The organism is Allomuricauda sp. R78024, assembly GCF_044596045.1.
Lineage (GTDB): Bacteria > Bacteroidota > Bacteroidia > Flavobacteriales > Flavobacteriaceae > Flagellimonas.
In genome coordinates, this window is the sequence record NZ_CP138995.1 from 608,603 (window position 1) to 628,196 (window position 19,594).

Sequence of the window (19,594 nt, forward strand, 5' to 3'; positions counted from 1 at the left end):
TATCTTATAACTATTCTAAATCATGAAAGCCATATTTATTATGTTCAAATACACTGTCAATATTGTTATTTGAAAACATAGCTCCTGAGTCGATTTCTATCTCAGAATGAAATTCATGTACAAGTAAAAGGCCTCCATAAGCTTTAACAAGAAATTTATCGTTGTCAAAAACTTCAAGTATTTGACCGGGCATTATATTTTCATATCCAAAATCTTGAAAATCAAAAATCGCAGCTCTATATATAATGACTTTGTTGTTTTTGATGAAAGAATATGCCCCGTTAAAAGGTTTAGTAACCGCGCGTATAAGGCGCTCAATATTGAAAATATCATCTCCCCAATCAATTATGCTATCCGATTCCGTGCGTTTAGGATAATAGGTGGGTATAGTATTGGGTTGCTTTGTCAACGTAAAATTCTGATTAACCAAATTGTCAATATTCTTTTGAATCAAATATTTCATTGCCAATGTATTTTTAAAATGCATTGTCTCTCCGGTGTCGGAGTCAGTTACTTGAAATTTAAAGGTGTCTAAGACGTCTCCATCGTCTGCTCCGCTATCATACTTGAATAGGTTCGTATAAAATATTTTTCTCCCCTCGATTATTGACCAATTCATGGGGGACCTTCCCCGTCCTTTTGGTAAGTTCATGGGGCTACCATGCATGCCGAATACGCCAACAGAGAATGTGTTTAGAATTTTTTCTGGTACAAGCCTTTGCCAGCCAACGACAAATCCTATGTCAAATTTTTGATTTTTAAAAAACGTCAGGTCTTCTTCTGATATTAGGCTGTATTTATTGCTTACGTATACTTCTATGCTATTTTCAAGGCAAAAATCCTTTAGAAATAAATAGTCAGCTACCTTTTGAGATTTTCCCTTTTCTTCGTCAATGGTAACAAGATGAATTTTGTAATTCAAACTTATTAAATACTTCAGAATGAACTTAGTGGTCGATTTACAACCAAATAAAACGATTTGCTTAGTTGAGTTCATGCTTGATTTCATTAAATGGTTTGCAATTAAAGGCATAGTGAGATTTCATGAGCTCTTTCTTTTTGGTATAGAAATCCTTTAGCTTTTCATGATTCGTAGCTCCTTCGTAAATCCACCAAATAGGGTGAATGAGAATGTGTAAGGACTTTCCTGATTGAAACTCTTCCGTGTTAAAGGGGTGGCCATACCTAAAAGTTCCCGCGGAATCAGCAACATACTTTATGTTCTTAAAGTACTTCTCCATATAGGTGTGTTCAATATCGGATATGGACTGATTATAGTTCTGAAAATAATCATTCGGTCTATGAAGGGAAACTATATCCACCGCTGTTTTGAAAACAGTTTCAAAACATTGTTTTTCCATTTCCAGGCCCTTTTTAAAGTCTTCATAAATGGTGGGGTCAAAATGTATGGATACTTTATGGCCTAAATCTTTTATCTTATTGATAGAGTTCAAATTTTCTTTGTCAAAAGGATTGTAACTACCATTGGTGACCAGAAAAAAGTAGGTCGCTTTAACATTCAACTCATGTTCTATTTTAGCCGTCTCCAAGGCTGCCATGACGTCAAAATCAATATCATGTCTTATTATGGCTTGATGATGCGATTTTGATAATTCATTAAAAAAAATAAATTCATAATTCTCATTTTTGAGTGTCTTCAAAAAAGAACCGAAATCATTCAAATCTGTTTTTGTATACATCTAAAGCTCTATTTATTTAGACCATCATAAAAGTTCAATAACACTTGTTCTTCATTGCCCCAATTGAATTTTTTTAAAACCGCCTTTCTACCTCTTTCTCCCATTTCCGAGGCCAACTCCTTATCCTCTATTAGTCTTTTAATTGCTTCGCTGATTTCTTTCGGGTTCAATGGGTCTACAAAAAGTGCGCAATTTTCTTCTTCAACAAGTTCACGCCAATACGGATAATCTGAGGCGATAACCGCAATACCTGACATCATATACTCGAACATTTTAACCGGAATACACTCCAAATAACTTGGGGTTGGTTCAAGTAGAACCAACCCGGCCACAGACTTTTGTAACATGTTCTTGACTTGTTCGCGATTGAGAAAACCCAGTTCATCAACATTTTTCCAGCCTTTACTTTCTGTAGTTTTCTTTTTCAAATCTTCATTCTCGAATTTACCTCCAAGCAAAAATCTAGCGCCATTGTCATATTGCATAGCATCGACCATATTAAGGACTCCGCGTACTTTTGAGATGGCGCCTACGTAACAAACGAAATTTTGTTTGTCCCCATTATGGAAACTTTCGTCTGCAAACTCTTCCGCTAAAGGAAAATTCCTGACCTCAACTACCTTCTTATTGCTTTTTAGAAATCGATTTAATAACGTTGGTGTTACGGTAACAACTCCTGAAATTTTGGAGATAATTCGATCTTCATAAGATTCCAAGAAACGTGAAAGAGGTTTTCGGATGAGTGAAGGAATGTAAGCCTTGTCCAACACTTGACGCGGTACATCTTCATGGGCATCATATATGACTACCTTGCCTTTCTTGACCAAAGCAGTGGTAATTCTAAGTAATTCGGGGTCATGAAAATGATAAATTTGCACATCTAATTCTAAAGCTTTTTTTAGAATTACTCTGTGGTAAGATAACATTCGCTTTATACGCCCAGAGGGTTTGCCAATATCCAAAATTTTGACTCCATCCTTTTCTTCATTTCCTTTTCCATCGGCAACCACTAAGGTTACATCGTATCCGTTTTTTGCAAGACCTCTGCACTCTTTGACAAAAATGCGGGTATCGTAACGTACATGAACCGTTGTGAGATGGCAGATTTTAATTGGCGTGTTCAAATTCAAACTTGGGTTGACATTGATTGTTTCAAAGATACATGCAATGTTTAAATTGCAATACTAGTTTTTAATTTATATCAAAACGATCGCGTTTGCTGCCAAAAGAAATCTATGGAATGGACCGCGAATTTATTAAACTACTGGGTCCGGAAGAAAATCAATTGAGTGGTGTCTTAACCAATTGACAATGCCAATTGGTAGATATAGATCAGCGGATGTATTGGTCAGTAAAAAAAACCATAGAACCCGCAAATTTAAGCCCTATTCACAGCTTACATCTATATTCAAGGCATGGCATTGAAGACACAGTTTTTAGTAATTACGTTAACGTTGTTCTTTTCAATCACAATTAAAAGTCACAACTTCAGAGCCTTGATCACCATGTCTAGATTTTATTAGAATGTTATTACTCATAAACTCTTCAGTAATATTTTCATCTAGGCAAACGGCAAGTCTGTTTGAATCACCTTGCTCGAAGGTCGCAGCAAAATAATTTCTGAAATCAACAGTAATTTTCAAGTCATTCTGAATATTAAGTTTTGAACCTACAGGCACAGAATTTCTATCACCCCCTGGCACAAAAAATTTATAGTAAAACTTGTTCAAATTTGCGAATCCACTTAAATCTAAGATGGAAGGGTCGAATGATGAGAAGGGTTCAAAATATTGGTAATCAAAATAAAATTCTTCAATATCCGCTAGAGCAGGGTCGAATAACCAACCATCAGTGCCTATATCACCTCTTTTCATGAAATAGTAGAGCTTTTTTAGGTTAGGGCAATTGATTTTTGTTATTCCAAGTATCGATGCTTGAAATAAATGCAATGACTCCAAACTTGGCAGATTTTCAACTGAGAACTGAAATATATTTCTTCGAGATTATCAAGGTTTTCAATTGCAGCAATTATTCTAGGTTGAACATCCTCGGCAATAGCAAAGCGTACCTTGTCAGCGAATTTGGTTTTATCACTTGTTAGTTCTCCTCTTATAACCAATATTAATTTTTTTAAGTTTTTGAATTGTGATATCCCTGCTAACAAATTACTTTCTTCCAAATTATAATCATATCTCCAGTCACTATAATCTTCTCCTTGTTTATTGACATTTAATGTCAACTTCAGTTCTGTTAGTGATTCGACCTCCTTTATACTCGTTTTATTTTGCTCCCGTAAAGCTTCCAAAATATATGGGCTTTCAATGGTAGTCAAAATATCAGAATCAAAACCATCATCTTTAGAACAATTTGATAGACCTATCAGAATCAAAAATAATAATGTAAGAATTTTAGTATGTCTCATGTAAAATAAAACGAAGGCGTCTGTTCATGATTGCTCATCAAAAAGAGGTTTTCTTAAAATATTGAGGAGCGCGAAATCAGTAGTTCTGGTTAACCCCAGTTTTATCATTGAGTAGAAAAATCGCGACAAATAAAAGTGCAAAGGCTCCATGAGTTAAAAGCACTGTGAAAAGCGAAGAACTAATAAATGAAAATATAACTAGTACGAATAAACCAAAATATTTAGCTGGGATTTTCAGGCTATTTAGAACCATGAAATATATGGAAATCAAAAAAATATTAATTACCACCCCTAAAGTGCCAAAATTCATAAAGCCATCAGAAATTAAACCATTGTTTGCTGACATGTCAGGTCTATTAAAATATACCTCTCCAATCAAATTGGTATGCCTAACATCATATGGGTATTCTAAAAACCTTTTGAGTATGGACTCAGACCAATATAACGGTTGCCCATCAAAAAAATCAGTATAACAAATATCCAATAGTGTTGGAATAAAATGGATTCTTCGGAAGGTCAAAATCCAGGGATAGTCCAGATTCATCCAGGCCAAAAGCAAACATGCCACGGCAAACAATGCAGAATACTTTACGATAAACTTTACGGATTGTGAATAACTAAATCTGTAAAAAACAAGTACCACCAAAAGACCCCCATAAACTGCTTTATGTGCCCCAAAGAGGTAGAACAGAATAAGATAAAGAGCACCGACAAGCACCCAGATTCTCTTTTTGAGCTCTAGACTGAAAACGATAATCAAAGGGATTATTATTTTGGTAAAAATCGAATATGTATACCCAAAATAAGGGTTGGAGAGTTTGCTCATAACACCTCTCGTCTGATATACATCAATTAAAAAAAGGTTTTTTAGATTGATATGAGGGCCATATATAATTAGATAGGGCACTACCCCGATGGAAGTAATGCCCAATAACAGGTACAGCGCCTGAGTCTTATTGATTACTGGTACTTTGCTAAAGTCGATTCGAATCTTAGAAAACAAATACAAAGCGAAGAAAAAACCTTGATGATACCATAGCAACTCTGTTGGGTACATGCCTGTAGAAGTAAAGGCTATTAACGAAGGTATGGTGAGTAATGCAAAAAAGATAGAGAGCACAATGAATACAAGCTTTGTTCTCCTTAAAGTGTTCAGAAAAAACAGATTAATAAAAAACAAAACCACCGCAACGAAAAATTGGAAAAACGCAAAATCGAAATCACCATCTTTCAATTCAGCAATATATAGCCAGTAGAAATAGGTCTTTATCTTGTAATGGTAGAGCCCCATTAAAAGGAAAAAATAAAGCACAAAGTAATGTGATATAGATAGCTTAAATTTCATTTCTTAGATAGCCCTCCTTTCAATGCTGAAAAAATAAAACAAACTAAAAAGGAAAAAAAGGAAATACCAGAAAATCGATTGAACATACCTTCAAACATGGAGTTTACCAACAGAATAAGTACAAACGTTAGTAACAAAGGGCTATACCTGAAGCCAGGCAACTGTTGTTTGAGCAAAAAGTAAAAAATACTTATCAGTATTAATATAGCCAGAATTCCATTTTCCAGCCATGATTGCAGCCAAAGGTTATGAGCATTATATTTTTCCATTAATGGATAAGTGTATCCCTTTTGCTCATACCTTTTATTTAAAACCAATTGGGTGTTTGCATAGCCATAACCTAAAATAGGTTTTTCCTTTATAAGTGATATGGCAGCATCCCAGCTTAGGAGTCGTGTTGAAAAACCATAACGGGCCTCCTTGTTTAATAACAACTCGCCATCTGCTACTTTGGTCAAACTTTCTCTAATTCTTGGGTTCATAATAATAAAAGAAGCTACTATAATGGCAAAAACGGAGAAACTTATAGTTTTTTTCACCTTATTGCTTTGCCAAGTAAATACTCGAATGCATAACAACAATGTCAACACAATAAAACTTGCTTTATTGGAAATTAGAAAAACAAACAAAACAAAAAGCCCTAGTATAACAAACCGTGTTTTTGATGGAAACAACTTTGGATTAAACAGCAGAATTGCTATTCCTGCACATAGGTATGATGCATAATATACCGTTTGATGAAATATAGATAAGTACCGACCAAAAAAATAATTACCACCATAGAGTATTGACTCCATAAAACCTTTACCTTCCAGAACGTTAGGCTTAAAGTGGATGATTCCATCTTGAAAGACAATGGAATTAAAACAGGCAACCCCTAAGCACACCAATGCCGAACCTACCAAACCCAAAACAAAAACTTGTAACATTCTTTTTCGTTGCTTTTCAGAGTACTGGTGAAGAAAAAAAATCAGAGGAAAAATCAAAAATGATAGTTTATGTTCCAAAAACTTAAATGAAGGGTTTTCTGAGGTAAAGAAGCCCACAAAGTATAAGACATAAAAAGCAGGTAAAAGTAATAAGTATTTGTTTTTAAGCAGCATTTCTTTTCTAAAACTCAGCAAAGACAGTAAAACCCATACTATTAGAGACAGAGTAACCAACTTTTCAGGAAAGGAAACTAAGAATACATAAAGTAAGGCACCCAAATAGTATGATTCTCTTACATTTTTCCTTTTCATTGTTTCTACTTATTTGTTTTCGGTTTTAGATGTCCAATACGGAATAGTCCAATACCGAACCTATATCGACTAACAAGAGCTTTCTCCTTTGCCATATCAAAAATTGCAAAAGCCAATATACCTTTGAATACAATTTTAACCCTAATATTGACAGACTATTAATATACCCCCCTGATCTCAATAAAAATGTCCAGCGTCATAGGTCATTCTTTTAAATCAGCTATTTTATTATCATGATACCGCCTACTTCACATATATTAAATCTTCTCGATGTTTCGATTGCTTTTTTGCCCATAAAAAACAATTATACCACAAAATCGTTTTCCGTTTTTAATTCTTCTACCAAGCGTTCATACATACTGATGTATTTAAGATAGGAAGGATGAAAGAGATTATTATTATGCCACAGTAACGAAAAATTTCCATTGTATTTTTTGGCTTCTTCTATGAGCAATCTTACTTCTTCAAAAATATTAGAAACGGGATTGTCGCTTAGTAATGCTATGTCCATCACATGAAGCGTATCTTCTTTTAGGTTTAGTTTTTTTCTTGTCTTTACATTGAATACGGTATATCTATAACAGCTTCCTGTTCTAAATCCGATGAGTTTCGAAAAGCCCATGCTACCATCAATCTCCAAGCCCACATCTTCCCAATGTTGCCATGTTTCAGGCACTTGACATCTTAAATAATGTTGTCGCCCTTCTTTCATTGATAATCCTGTTATTTCTTCTAATCTTTTTTTCTCTTTTGATAACAAATCTTTATCAAGAAAAGAATTATACGATGGATGAATTCCTATTATATGTTTTCTGCTTTTTACCTTTTCATAAGCTTTTTTTACTCTTTTAGCATTATAATTATATCTAACATCATATTCTCCTATTAGTCCCGGCATAAAATAAAATCTTGATTTTATTTTACTTTTTTCAGATACATCCATCAAATAATCAAAAGTGTCATAATTATCCTTTCTCCCTAAAAGATATATATTTAGAACATCTAAAAACGTTTTGGTGAGTGACCTTATGCTTTTTCGCGTCAATATATCACCTCCTAGTGCACTTGCTATTTTTTTGAATGAGTCATATCTTGCCACGTTATCAACATCATGACTAAGAAGGGGTTCGAATTTTCTTGATTTTCGGTGAATTTCAATTTTTGATTTTTGAAATAATCGCACCAAAAATTCTGCATATTCATTTACTATTGGTCTTTGCTCCAAATTGTTTTGAACGGCCCATGAATTCCCTTCCGGAAATCTGCCAAACTGATCTTTTTCATTTTCTACAACTTCTTCCCATCTTGTCAGCATAAAAAATGCGGATGCAAAAATATCGGCACCACAATAAATCTTGGAGCCTTCAAAAACTAGCTTGTCATTCCCAAAAGGGAATGAGATTCTATTTGTATCTAGATTGATTGAATGATATCCCTTAGGGAGGTATGCCTTGTTCAAATAAGAGTCTTGAACATTTGTAAAAAAAAAGTCTTGAAGAACAATTACCACATCTCTCTCTGTATGTGTGATTTGGTAATCTTTATTGTCTGAAGCAAATATCTGATATTCCTCAATCCCAATAAATTCTGAAAATAAGGTTTCTACAATGTATTTTTTTTCTTCAAAAAAAGTACTGCCTATGTAAATATTGAACATTATTGAATTATCATTGTTGGTAAAGTTCACAAAACCTTTTGACTCATAGTACACAAGAAATGAATAGCCTTATCTAATGCAAACCGTATTCTTTTTGCCTGTAAACAAATCGCGAAATCAGCCATCTTGGGGTTTCTTTTTCCGCAAACAACTACTGCACAGAGTACCCACCGTCTATTTTTATGTTTTGGCCTGTAATCCACTTTGATACGTTTGAGAGTAAAAAGAGTACGACCGGGGTAACATCTTCTATCTGTCCTATTCCTAGAGGATGCATTTCTTCAATTTCTGAAACGTTTTCTTCGGAAAGCTGTGAAAACAATTTTTTTGTCATTGGTGTTGCTACAATTCCCGGAGATACCGCATTTACTCGAATCTTCCTTTTGGCCAATTCTAGGGAGGCAGACTTAACAACCCCCAACACAGCAGACTTAGTAGCGCAATAACCTACCTTACCCGGCTGACCTAATTCACCCATCACAGAAGAAAAGAACACAACACTTGAATTATCGTTACTAAATTTTTTCTTTGAAAAAATCCGTAAAAGTTCTATTCCCGAAAAGAGGTTTATATTAAATATCGATTTTATTTTATCCTCCTTATACATGCTAAGGGGAACTGTTTCTTCCTTTCCTGCACAAAGCACAAGGCCATCTAATTTCTCTTGATTTGGCAAATTGTTCTTAACCAACTCTTCAATACCATCCACGTTATTCAAGTCGTACGAAATAAACAAAAACTTTTCTTTGTCAAAGGATGAAGCCAAATCGTCTACTTTTTTTTTATCTCTCCCAATTCCAATGACTCTGGCACCTTGAGACAATAAGTCTAAACAAACACCCTTACCTATACCCGAAGTAGCACCAGTAACAAGAATATTTTTATTTTTAAGTTCGTTTTTTTTCATGAATACTTGGGCGATTATGTGATTTTAGGAGAATTTTTCAACACCTATTCTTTCTATCAGAGATTCAAATGTCGTTAGTTTTGTAATGTCTTCAGCGGTTAGGGTGACCTCAAACTTTTCTAGAACAGAACCAATTAGCACCATCATACCCATAGAATCCCATTCATCTAATTCTTGGAAACTTGTTTCTGATGTTACTTCTACCTCTATTTCCATGTCATCTGCCAACTCGGCAATAAATTCTTCTTTTGTCATATTTTAAATTATAAAGGATTGTTGATTTTTATTAATCCTCCAGACCAAGACAATCCTACTCCGAAACCAATTAGAATAATATCTTCTGGTATATTGATGTTCTGCGAGTATTGTTTCAAGGCAATAGGGATAGTATTAGATACCGTATTACCCCCATCTTTTAGATTAATATAAAAGTTTTCTTTTTCGATTTTTAGTCGCTTTCGCATAAAATTAAGCATAAACGCATTGGCTTGATGAAATATGTACTGCGAAATATCTTCTTTATCAATCGAGTTCTTTGCCAAAATTTCTTTTGTGAAACTTGGAATTACCCCAGAAGTAAAATTAAAAACCTCGGGGCCATTCATATATAAATGATTATCGGTATATTTATTTTTTGTGCCGTATTCTTTAACTAGACAATTGTTGTCATATTTATATTTGCTTGCTCCGTTTTTTACAATCAATTTGTCATAACCGCTTCCATCTGTTCCAAAAGCAAACTCTTTAATATTATTTTCCTCAGATTCCACGATTAATGTTGCTGTTGCAGCATCTCCAAATATTGATCTATTGGTTCGATCCCCCTTATATATTAATTTAGAATACGTTTCTGCTGTAATCAATAGAACATTCTTTGCTTGTTTGGACTCTATCAATGCTTTTCCCAAACTTAATCCATACGTATAGCCTGAGCATCCTAAATTAAAATCAAAAGCCCCAATACCTTTACTTAGACCTAATTTATCTTGAAGAATGCAAGCGGTGGTAGGTAAAAAATATTCAGGACTTTGAGTACAATACAAAATGTAATCTATACTATTTTTATCTACTCCTTTTTCAAAAAGCTTTAAAGAGGCGTTATAGGCCAAATCCAAACCTGTCTCGGTATCTTGGACAATATACCTCGAGTATATCCCCACTTTTTTTTCGAAATTCATAAAATCATAATGAGGAAATTCTCTTTGCAAATCCTCATTTGTTACCCTTTTTTCGGGAAAACAATACTCAATAGCAGCAATTTTGCATCCCATAATTTATTTTTTGCCTTTTGTTAATTTGCTAATCATTTTTGATAGATAAAAAGGAATGCTTCTTAGGCCATCAACGTGAAAATTACCATAACAATCTAGACAATCTTTATTTCCACATTGGATGATTTTTCTATTCTTTCTCAATTCCTCTTTTACTACATCATAGCATTTTTGCCCATCCATTATAGCACTTCGGGCATGGCCCACATACCCAAAATCGATTGCATCCTGCACTACCAGTGGGCCTATTAATTTATGCCCGCCTTTTGAACAGCCCCCAATATCATTTACTGTAAATAATTCGATTTTATTTTCCTCTGTTCTATAATATGTTTGAAACAAGCCTTTTGTTGGCATTTTGGCAGTATAACCAAGTTGTTCCTGAGAGTAGTGAATTGCTTGTGGGGCATTTTTACTATCTAAAGTGCCAATCATCACGAATTTCCCCCCTCTTTTTATTATCTCACCTACTACAGTATAGCTCATTGATTCATGGTTATGCGATTTGAAAATTTCGGCTATCGAATTTCCTATACCAATACATGAATTTTTTGGATGTTTGCTACGAACCGCACCTTCATGTTTAACTAAAAAACTAGACAATGCTCCACTAGTAGTATGTGCAAAACGATCAAAAATAATTTTCTTGTCTTTTTTAAATCTAAAGAATGTTTTAGTAAATGCGGGCAATATAATGCCTCCTTCGTTCCCTACTATTTCGCACAAAATTTCAACCCAAGAGCTCAAAGTTTCTTTTTTACTATTTACAAAAAACCCTGCCTTGAACACATCAATGCTTATAAAAAGTAAATCTCCTTTTTTAATGCCAAGTTTAATTAAATCGTTTTTTAAAGCAGTTTTAGTGACTTTCAACTCCATTTAAAGAAATTTTAATTTCTTATATCCAGATGCAGATCTATATTGCAATAATGTATGGAAGATATAATAAACAGAATAGGTTAGTGTATATAATTTTACTGAAACAACATAATCTGCCATTGTATACCCAATATAAATGGCAAAGATAGAAAAAGCCGCTCTGAATATTTGTAAAAACATATCACCCCTCTGGCTCTTGTTAAAAACAATTGTATAGGATAAAGGAGTGGATAAAAAGTTTAAAAAGATTGAAAAAGACAAATATTTTGTCATAGTCCCAGCTATTAGCCATTCATCCCCGAAAACGAAAACGAACATAGTCTCACTAAAAAAAAACAAAACCAGGAATGGAACAATACCCATTAAGAACAATCTTTTAAACGTTTGGACGAACAATTCCTTGCAATTACCAAACGATGCATAGTTTTCAGATGCTTTTTGTCTATATACCTCTCCTATAGCGTTTCCTATCATAGTAACTGTACCGCTTGTAATTCTTTGAGAAAGCGCGTAACACCCTGCAATGGATGCGTCAAAGTATGATGTGAATAAAATCACAGGAGCATTTGAAGCTATTGCACCGGTAAAAGTAGCGAACATTAGATACCTCGGGTATTCCTTATAACGTTTTAGAAGAACTAACGATCTTTTTTTGTTGAAGTAATCGCCCTTCAATGAAGCTTTCTTATAGAGGTAAAAAATATTAAAAACTTGTCCAATAATTGTGCCCAAAATAAGCCCATTTAGTCTTGTTACAATACCTATGAGCAATGAAGAAAGGGTTACTGAACTACTAGAAATTATTTTGGAAGTGCTTTTTTCCTTGTATAGTTTTTTTCTGTTCAACCAATATGATAAAGTTGAAATATTTGATATAAGAAAAACAGAAAAAGGAATAAGATATAACCACCATTTAATATCTATGTTTCCTATTAAAAGGGCTATTTTTTCATTAAAGAAGATGGCTATTAATAATAGAATAAAACAATATGCTATTGTGAAAAAAAATGACGATACTATCAGATTTTTAGCATCTTTATCATGTTTTGGCTCAATTATCGAGAAATCATATCGCCCAGCCGCAAAAACAGCTAAAATTGCGCTCAATCCAGTATATGCCCCAAGTAGCCCAAAATCCTTCGTTGTAAATACTCTTGTTAAAACTGGACTCAAAATCAATGGGATTACTTGAGCTATAGCAAATCCAGACACTAAGGTTACTACATTCTTAAAAAAATCTGACGAAGAAAATCCATTGATGAACTTGTTTAGCATATTTAATTTTCCAGAATTAACTACGTAATTTGTGCTATTAATATCCTTTTAAAAAGGAATGATGCTCCCCCTTTAGGCCAACGGGTGTTGTATTTCTAATATCATGAACAATCTCAATGGCCGTTCGGGCTGCTTCCAATCCATACCCTTTCCCATTCAGAATATCTTGATACACCATGGTGTGCAAGTCAGTAAAACCTCCGCTAAATTCCAATTCCTCTCCATCAATGGTAATAGAACGGAAAGTCGTTTGCCCTTTTTCTTTAATCTCCTTCGGCAAATAGTCTGAATTAATCGATAGAAACCATTTTACCCTGGCATTTTCAAATTCCAGATATCCTGCCGCACGATCCCTTTCGTGAACATGTACAATGTTTTCTTGTACGTCTCCGAAAATCCAGGAAAGCATATCGTAGAAGTGTACTCCTATGTTCGTTGCTATTCCGCCAGATTTGCTCATATCGCCTTTCCAAGATGTTTGATACCAATGTCCTCTGGATGTTAAATAGGTTAAATCCACTTCGAATTTGGAGTCTTTCTTTGCGTTTTTAACTTTATCTCTAAGCGCTATTATGGATGGGTGCACCCTAAGTTGCAAAATATTATATATTTTCTTGCCTGTATTTTCTTCTACCTTTTGCAGTTTATCAATGTTCCATGGGTTCAATACCAAGGGTTTTTCGCAAATTGCATCTGCTCCAGACCTTAAGGCAAATCTGATATGTGCATCATGTAAATAGTTTGGAGAACAGATACTTACAAAATCTAAATATATTTCCTTTTCGTATTTCAACTTCTCTATGTGTCGATCAAATCGTTCAAACTCCACAAAAAAATCTGCATTCGGAAAATGTGAGTCGATAACCCCTACACTATCGCCCTTATCATATGCTGCAAGCAAGTTGTTTTTTGTGTCTCTTATAGCTTTCATATGTCTTGGGGCTATATAACCAGCAGCACCTATTAGGGCAAAATTTTTCATTTATTCAATAATTTAAAGTTCTTAATTAAAAATGGTAGTGGGCAGAGTGCATTCTCTAAATTAAAAGCAGCCTTTTACTCTATTTTTTTTACCTTACCCTTTTCCAACTTATATTTCTGATTACTTTCTGGACATATTGCTTCATTGTTCTTTCCAAATTCCAACCTATGCCCAAACTCTCCTACCCAACCTATTTGCTTGGCTGGATTGCCAACGACTAAAGCATAGTCCATAACACTCTTTGTAACAACAGCTCCAGCTCCAATCAACGCAAATCTTCCTATATCGTTACCGCAAACAATTGTAGCATTGGCACCAATAGTAGCTCCCTTTTTAACCGTTGTTTTTGAGTATTGCCCTCTTCTATTAATTGCGCTTCTTGGGTTTACAACATTGGTAAACACCATTGAAGGGCCCAAAAAGACGTCATCTTCACAAGTGACTCCAGTATATATGGATACGTTGTTCTGTACTTTTACATTATTTCCCAAAACAACCTCAGGAGAGATGACCACATTTTGTCCAATATTACAATTAAGTCCTATCGTGGAGTTAGGCATTATATGAGAAAAATGCCAAATCTTAGTTCCAAAGCCAATTGAACATTCTTTATCTATGACCGCCGTTTCATGGGAAAAAAAATCGTTGTCTTTGTTTTCTGACGTTGTCTTCATATTGATTTAAGCCTTCGAGTATGGGTTAAATTACTCCTTGTGCACTAGTTGAAACGCCTTCCTGTTCATGTACTTGATGGCAGAAAACACAAAAAACAACCCAACTAAAGACAATGGTATTAAAACCGTTCCCTTTGCAAAAAAGACTTTCTTTACCTGCTGGGCGTTTCCAAAATTAACAATGTTAATTGCTTCTCTTTGCTCTTTAACTTCAATTTTCTTTCTTTCTATGCTCTGAATAAGTTGGTTCTTTAAACTAAAAAGGCCCGTGACATTAATCTTTTCAGTATTGTCCATAACAATTCGTCCATCAATGGTTTGGCTACTTTGGTTATTGAAGCTCTGGGAGTAAATAGAAATCAATTCATCAATTTGTTTGATAAATGTTTCATTTCTTTTGATCCTTTCTAATGCATTTTGATTAGAAGTGATTGCCAATTCCTTAAAATACCCATTTGAGTTTATGTATTCCATAACCTTTTGAGCAAACAATTTGCCTTCAGATGGGTTTTTGAACAAAAAAGTAATTCTATGGTTTAATGTGGTCTTATTTGAAAGCTCAGATTTGATCACATCCAAAAACTCTTCATTGGTTTGAAATTTCTCCAAGAGTTCAAGATACTCCAAATTCCCTTCCTTGTTTTTCTCATCTTCTATAGGTTCAACAGTAATCTTAAATTCTCCTAAATTGGTAACATCAATACCAATATTCTTAAAAAAGACCGAATTCTTAGCTCTTATATTACTTTCTACCTCCGCAACAACATCATATAAATAGTTCTTGCTTTCCAAATTAGGTTTGACAATTACCTCAATTTTCATCTTGTTTCTGGAAATCTGGTTAAGCCCATATCCAAGACCCACGCCCACAACAACAAGGATTCCCAATATTATGGCGTGCTTTTTTAAGTAAAGAAACAACCTCAAAAAAGCTATTCCAATTTTGTTAAACCCCCTGCCTATCATTTGAAACAGTTGCCCCAAATCTATCTCATCAGAAGTGCCGTTATTTACTGGTTGGTCTGCCATTTTATGAATTGAATATTTGTTTTAAAATCCTGTCCGTAATTAAATATGTCGGTTTTACACCTGTTGTTCCCAATCCTCCAGAAGCTAACGTACTTCCAGTCTCCAATGGGTTATCAGAGGCATAATACGCATACCTCACTTTCACATCTTTGTTAATGCTTTTTCTAATTTTTGAAGCTGATTGAACTGCTTTTTGGTAGTGTACGCCTTCCATTTCCAGTCCAATTACATTCCATGTGGATTCATGAAAAAATCGAAGAATGTCCTTGTTTTGAAGTGATGTTCCTAAAACGGTTACCATTGTTCCTTCTAATACCTTTAACCCATGCCCTTCAAAGTCCGAGGCACATAATTCATTTTTAAAGGGGTAATTATCCGCAGTACCTTCAAAAATATGTGCAGAAGGAATCATTAAATCTCCTTTGCCTCCTTCCAAAATTCCTGCTTTGCCCATTACGGATATGGAATCCACATTTAAAAATTTCTTTTGAACTTCTCCCTCCATTGGCTTTAAAAGTTCATCTATAGTTTCATAAGCCTGCTCTCCAAATGCATAATCCATAACAAAGATAACGGGTTTTTCATCGTCAGAAATGTCACTTGGGAAATCATAGCAACAGGTATTCTTTCCAAATTTAGCCGAATCAAAAATCTGTACATCAATATTTGCCCCAGATTCGTCATCAATAAAAATCATCCCATTCTTTTCTCCAACTTCCATGACTTTTTTTCTAAGTCCCTTGTTTTTTGAAGAACTCAACGCCTCATAAATATCCAAAGACTTTGTGTCTGGAAATTCTTTTGCCAAAACTTTCTTTGCAAATAGAGAGTTCATAACACTGTGCATATTAGCACTTATTATATGGATGGGCCTGTCCAACAATTTGTGATTGCCCAGTGTTTGTTTGATCAAGGCCGCCCAGCGCTCGCCATGAATGTGATGACCCAACCTTTCCCGAAGCAATGGGCTAAATGTAATTGTACGTTTATTACCCGTTGTTTCTTCTTCTATAGCTAACTTGCCCAACCAAAAAATGATGTTTAAAAAGCGATCTGGTTGCGTTAATGTGCTTAGCTTATTTTTAATTTCTACAACTTCCTCAAAAGTTCTTCCAAGAATATTTGCAACATGTATGAGTGCAACTTCACGCTCAGCTTCACTCTTTTCTTCACTTTGAACAAAATTGACCAGCTTATCCCAATCCCTTATTGTGGCAGTTCCGTCCTCTACCAAAACACGTTCGCATATCTTTCCAGATTCTATGAACAAAAAAGTAAGGTGGGTAAGAATATCATAGATGTCACTTCTCCCTCGGGTTATCTCAATATTCATTTGTTCATCGTCAATCCGATAACAATTTCTTCTTCGTTTTGGAGGTACAATTGCTTTTAGATGGGATTTGGAAAAGCCTTCATCAGAGGTTAGATTGATAAATCGACACTCTTCAATACCTTCAGGCAATCTTTCCAAGACATAAATAAGCCCATCAAGCTCTGCTTTTTCCTCTGCCACAGATCCGTAAATTTCTGGTCTTAGCAAAAGCAGTGCAGTACGTAGAGCATTTCCTGATACTCCTGAAGGTTTGTAAAATCCACGATTAAGCAAATGACGCATGGTAATATATAAGCGCTCAATTGCATTGGTAGATTCTTGTGCTCTTGTAGTTTGTTTTACTTCGGTTGCCATCATACGTTCTGGCAAAAATACATGAAATCCTACTAAAGAAGAACTGTTGGTTGTTATCTAAATCTGAAATGCGGTCAACCCCTCTGCTACTTTCCTGTCATTAGATAATCTTTGTACTTTATTCTGTCCTCCCAATTTCCCAATAGTTCTCATATATCCTTGGAAGCCTCCAGGTTTTATGCGGGTGATTTTTAGTGGTTGCAAGATGTTTCCTTCCAGTAAATCCAAATAGTAGCTGTTTTGTTTTTGCATACTTTCCTCTATAAGTCTGGAAAATTTAGAAAGGTCCGAAGGAATTCTTTCAAATTCTATGAACCATTCATGATAGGGCAGCTGCCCGTTTTCTGGCGAAGTTTGTGGAGCAACTGTAAATTCATTCACCAACGCGTCCGTTTGCTCTATAGCTATTTTTACAGCCTCTTCAACCTCTTTTGCAATAACGTGCTCCCCAAAGGCCGATATAAAATGCTTGATTCTTCCCGAAACAACTACTCTATATGGTTTTGATGAAATAAACCGAATGGTATCCCCAAGGTTGTATGCCCATAATCCGGCATCTGTGGAGATAATCATGACATAGTCTATATTTGGCTCAACCTCAGCTATAGTTAATCGTTTTGGGTTTTCATTAAAAAATTCATCCGCCTTTATAAACTCATAGAAAATACCTGAATTTAAAAGTAACAGCATTCCTTCCTCTTTTTGAGAGTCTTGGTAGGCAAAGAACCCTTCGCTTGCCGGAAAAAGTTCAATACTATCTACCTTTCTGCCTATCAGGTTTTCGAATTTGGCTCTATAAGGCTCATAATTTACTCCTCCATAGATAAATAGCTGGAAATTTCTAAAGAGCTCTCCAACCTTTATACCGGATATGGTATTAAGTTTTTCAAAATACATCTGGACCCAAGATGGTATTCCTGCAATTACGGTCATATCCTCATTTTTGGTCTCCTCAACTATCTTCTCTACCTTGGTTTCCCAATCTTCAATACAATTGGTTTCCCAACTTGGCAATCTGTTTTTTTGTAAATAGTTAGGCACATAATGTGCAGAAATACCGGAAAGGCGTCCTAATTTAATACCTCCTTTTTCTTCCAAAACTGGACTTCCCTGAAGAAATATCATCTTTCCATCTACAAAATCAGCCTTGCCAGTCTCATGAATGTACGTTAAGATTGCATTTCTGGAAGCTTCTACTTGGTGTCTAATAGATTCTTTGGTGATAGGTATATATTTCGCTCCAGAGGTAGTGCCAGATGTTTTGGCAAAATAAATGGGCCTTTCTGGCCATAGAACATTGCTATTCCCTTCAATTATCTTTTCTACATAATCTTTTAACTCCTCGTAATCTCTAACTGGAACTTTTTCCACAAAATCGGCGTGTGTTTTAATCTTGTCAAAACCGTGGTCTTTGCCAAATTCGGTCTGTTTTGCAGCAGAAATAAGATGTTTAAAAGTTTTTTGTTGCGCCTGTATGGGGTCGTTTGCCCATTTAGCTGTTTTCCTAACAATGTTTTTAGCAAAAAGTTTTGCTGCAAAGGACTTTAAGGACATTTATTTAAAATCAATGTAATTCAAAGGGTTTACAGGTTTTCCATTGTTCCAAAGTTCAAAATGCAAATGTGGCCCTGTAGTTAACTCTCCAGTATTCCCAATTGAGGCAATAACCTCGCCCGCTCTTACCAAATCTCCCTGCGATTTGCTCAAAGAGCCATTATGCTTGTAAACAGAAGTAAGATTGTCTTGGTGTTCAATAATGATAACGTACCCTGTTTCTGCCGTCCATTCCGAAAAAAGAACAGTTCCGTCAGCAATAGATTTCACAGGGGTTTCCTTGGGTGCAACAACATCCACAGCATAGTGTTTGGACTTAGCATCAAAGGGTTGGGACAGTGTTCCGCTAACTGGCGAAAACAACAAGCTGCCAACGTTTTCTATATTTCGTTCAAAAAGATTGTATTTGTCTTCCAGATCCACTTCTTCTCTTAAAAGTAAGTCTTCACGGATAGGTGTCAAGTCAACCGTGGAAGGGTCAAGTTTGTATTTTTCAAAAAGCGAGTCCCTATTAACCTCATTATTTTCAATATCCCCTCTTAAAACAAGACGAACATTGTCTAAATACCTATTGGTATAATTTAAAACCGTGACTAGCGAATCCGTTTTATACGTAAGTTCTGTGGCTTGCCTTTTTAATCTTGTAGATGAATATCCAGGTATATATTCCCTTAAAGGCGAAAAAGCTATAATAAGTGTGGTAAGGCCAATTAAAACAATAATGAACAGCGTTCCTGTTACAAATACATTGAGTCTGCTCAGTTTAAAAGAAATCTTTTCCTCAAAGGTGTTTTCGTTCAATATCACCAGCCGATACTTGTGCAGCAGCTTGCGTTTGATCTCTTTTCTTTTCTTCTTATCCTTTGCCATAATGAACAAAGATAACCTTAGATTTTAATTTAGTTGTTAAGCTTTTTAAAATGTGTATGAGTATTGCAAAAGCTTAATAAACAATTTGAGGTGCTAATTTT

The 19,594-nt window shown here is 35.0% G+C and carries 19 protein-coding genes; all 19 read right to left on the bottom strand.

The window, feature by feature from the left end; translation table 11 throughout:
- Window positions 1–10: 10 nt before the first annotated feature.
- Window positions 11–922, bottom strand: coding sequence for a methionyl-tRNA formyltransferase (locus tag SJY44_RS02745; RefSeq protein ID WP_396591179.1), 912 nt, complete (start codon window positions 920–922; stop codon window positions 11–13).
- 61 nt (window positions 923–983) lie between these two features.
- Entirely contained in the window at window positions 984–1,700 is a 717-nt protein-coding gene (locus SJY44_RS02750; protein WP_396591180.1) for a hypothetical protein, read from the bottom strand.
- Between the two features lie 8 nt (window positions 1,701–1,708).
- Window positions 1,709–2,824: a glycosyltransferase family 4 protein gene (locus SJY44_RS02755; protein WP_396591181.1), complete on the bottom strand. Its 1,116-nt coding sequence runs from the start codon at window positions 2,822–2,824 to the stop codon at window positions 1,709–1,711.
- 339 nt (window positions 2,825–3,163) lie between these two features.
- The gene (locus SJY44_RS02760) at window positions 3,164–3,574 is read right to left on the bottom strand and encodes a hypothetical protein (protein WP_396591182.1); all 411 of its coding nucleotides are present in this window, start codon (window positions 3,572–3,574) and stop codon (window positions 3,164–3,166) included.
- Window positions 3,575–3,615: 41 nt separating this feature from the next.
- Window positions 3,616–4,122, bottom strand: a complete 507-nt coding sequence (locus SJY44_RS02765; RefSeq protein ID WP_396591183.1) for a hypothetical protein — start codon at window positions 4,120–4,122, stop codon at window positions 3,616–3,618.
- Between the two features lie 76 nt (window positions 4,123–4,198).
- Window positions 4,199–5,467 (bottom strand): hypothetical protein, encoded by a 1,269-nt coding sequence (locus SJY44_RS02770; protein WP_396591184.1) that lies wholly within the window; start codon window positions 5,465–5,467, stop codon window positions 4,199–4,201.
- On the bottom strand, window positions 5,464–6,708 hold the full coding sequence (locus SJY44_RS02775) for an O-antigen ligase family protein (protein ID WP_396591185.1): 1,245 nt from the start codon (window positions 6,706–6,708) through the stop codon (window positions 5,464–5,466). Before SJY44_RS02775 ends, SJY44_RS02770 begins: the two co-directional genes overlap by 4 nt.
- A gap of 304 nt (window positions 6,709–7,012) precedes the next feature.
- Window positions 7,013–8,395 (bottom strand): polysaccharide deacetylase family protein, encoded by a 1,383-nt coding sequence (locus tag SJY44_RS02780; RefSeq protein WP_396591186.1) that lies wholly within the window; start codon window positions 8,393–8,395, stop codon window positions 7,013–7,015.
- Between the two features lie 121 nt (window positions 8,396–8,516).
- Window positions 8,517–9,272, bottom strand: coding sequence for an SDR family NAD(P)-dependent oxidoreductase (locus SJY44_RS02785; RefSeq protein ID WP_396591187.1), 756 nt, complete (start codon window positions 9,270–9,272; stop codon window positions 8,517–8,519).
- Window positions 9,273–9,296: 24 nt separating this feature from the next.
- The gene (locus tag SJY44_RS02790; protein WP_396591188.1) at window positions 9,297–9,527 is read right to left on the bottom strand and encodes an acyl carrier protein; all 231 of its coding nucleotides are present in this window, start codon (window positions 9,525–9,527) and stop codon (window positions 9,297–9,299) included.
- Between the two features lie 8 nt (window positions 9,528–9,535).
- A complete protein-coding gene (locus SJY44_RS02795) occupies window positions 9,536–10,543 on the bottom strand; it encodes a 3-oxoacyl-ACP synthase III family protein (protein WP_396591189.1) in 1,008 nt (335 codons plus the stop codon).
- A gap of 3 nt (window positions 10,544–10,546) precedes the next feature.
- A complete protein-coding gene (locus tag SJY44_RS02800; RefSeq protein WP_396591190.1) occupies window positions 10,547–11,422 on the bottom strand; it encodes an AAC(3) family N-acetyltransferase in 876 nt (291 codons plus the stop codon).
- Window positions 11,423–12,697, bottom strand: a complete 1,275-nt coding sequence (locus SJY44_RS02805; RefSeq protein ID WP_396591191.1) for a lipopolysaccharide biosynthesis protein — start codon at window positions 12,695–12,697, stop codon at window positions 11,423–11,425.
- A gap of 37 nt (window positions 12,698–12,734) precedes the next feature.
- Window positions 12,735–13,679, bottom strand: a complete 945-nt coding sequence (locus SJY44_RS02810) for a Gfo/Idh/MocA family protein (RefSeq protein WP_396591192.1) — start codon at window positions 13,677–13,679, stop codon at window positions 12,735–12,737.
- Window positions 13,680–13,753: 74 nt separating this feature from the next.
- The gene (locus SJY44_RS02815; protein ID WP_396591193.1) at window positions 13,754–14,353 is read right to left on the bottom strand and encodes an acyltransferase; all 600 of its coding nucleotides are present in this window, start codon (window positions 14,351–14,353) and stop codon (window positions 13,754–13,756) included.
- 30 nt (window positions 14,354–14,383) lie between these two features.
- A complete protein-coding gene (locus SJY44_RS02820) occupies window positions 14,384–15,382 on the bottom strand; it encodes a hypothetical protein (RefSeq protein ID WP_396591194.1) in 999 nt (332 codons plus the stop codon).
- A gap of 1 nt (window position 15,383) precedes the next feature.
- Window positions 15,384–17,072 (bottom strand): DUF6909 family protein, encoded by a 1,689-nt coding sequence (locus SJY44_RS02825; protein WP_396591195.1) that lies wholly within the window; start codon window positions 17,070–17,072, stop codon window positions 15,384–15,386.
- 54 nt (window positions 17,073–17,126) lie between these two features.
- The gene (locus tag SJY44_RS02830; protein ID WP_396591196.1) at window positions 17,127–18,623 is read right to left on the bottom strand and encodes a GH3 auxin-responsive promoter family protein; all 1,497 of its coding nucleotides are present in this window, start codon (window positions 18,621–18,623) and stop codon (window positions 17,127–17,129) included.
- A complete protein-coding gene (locus SJY44_RS02835; RefSeq protein WP_298923429.1) occupies window positions 18,624–19,493 on the bottom strand; it encodes a M23 family metallopeptidase in 870 nt (289 codons plus the stop codon).
- Between the last annotated feature and the right edge of the window lie 101 nt (window positions 19,494–19,594).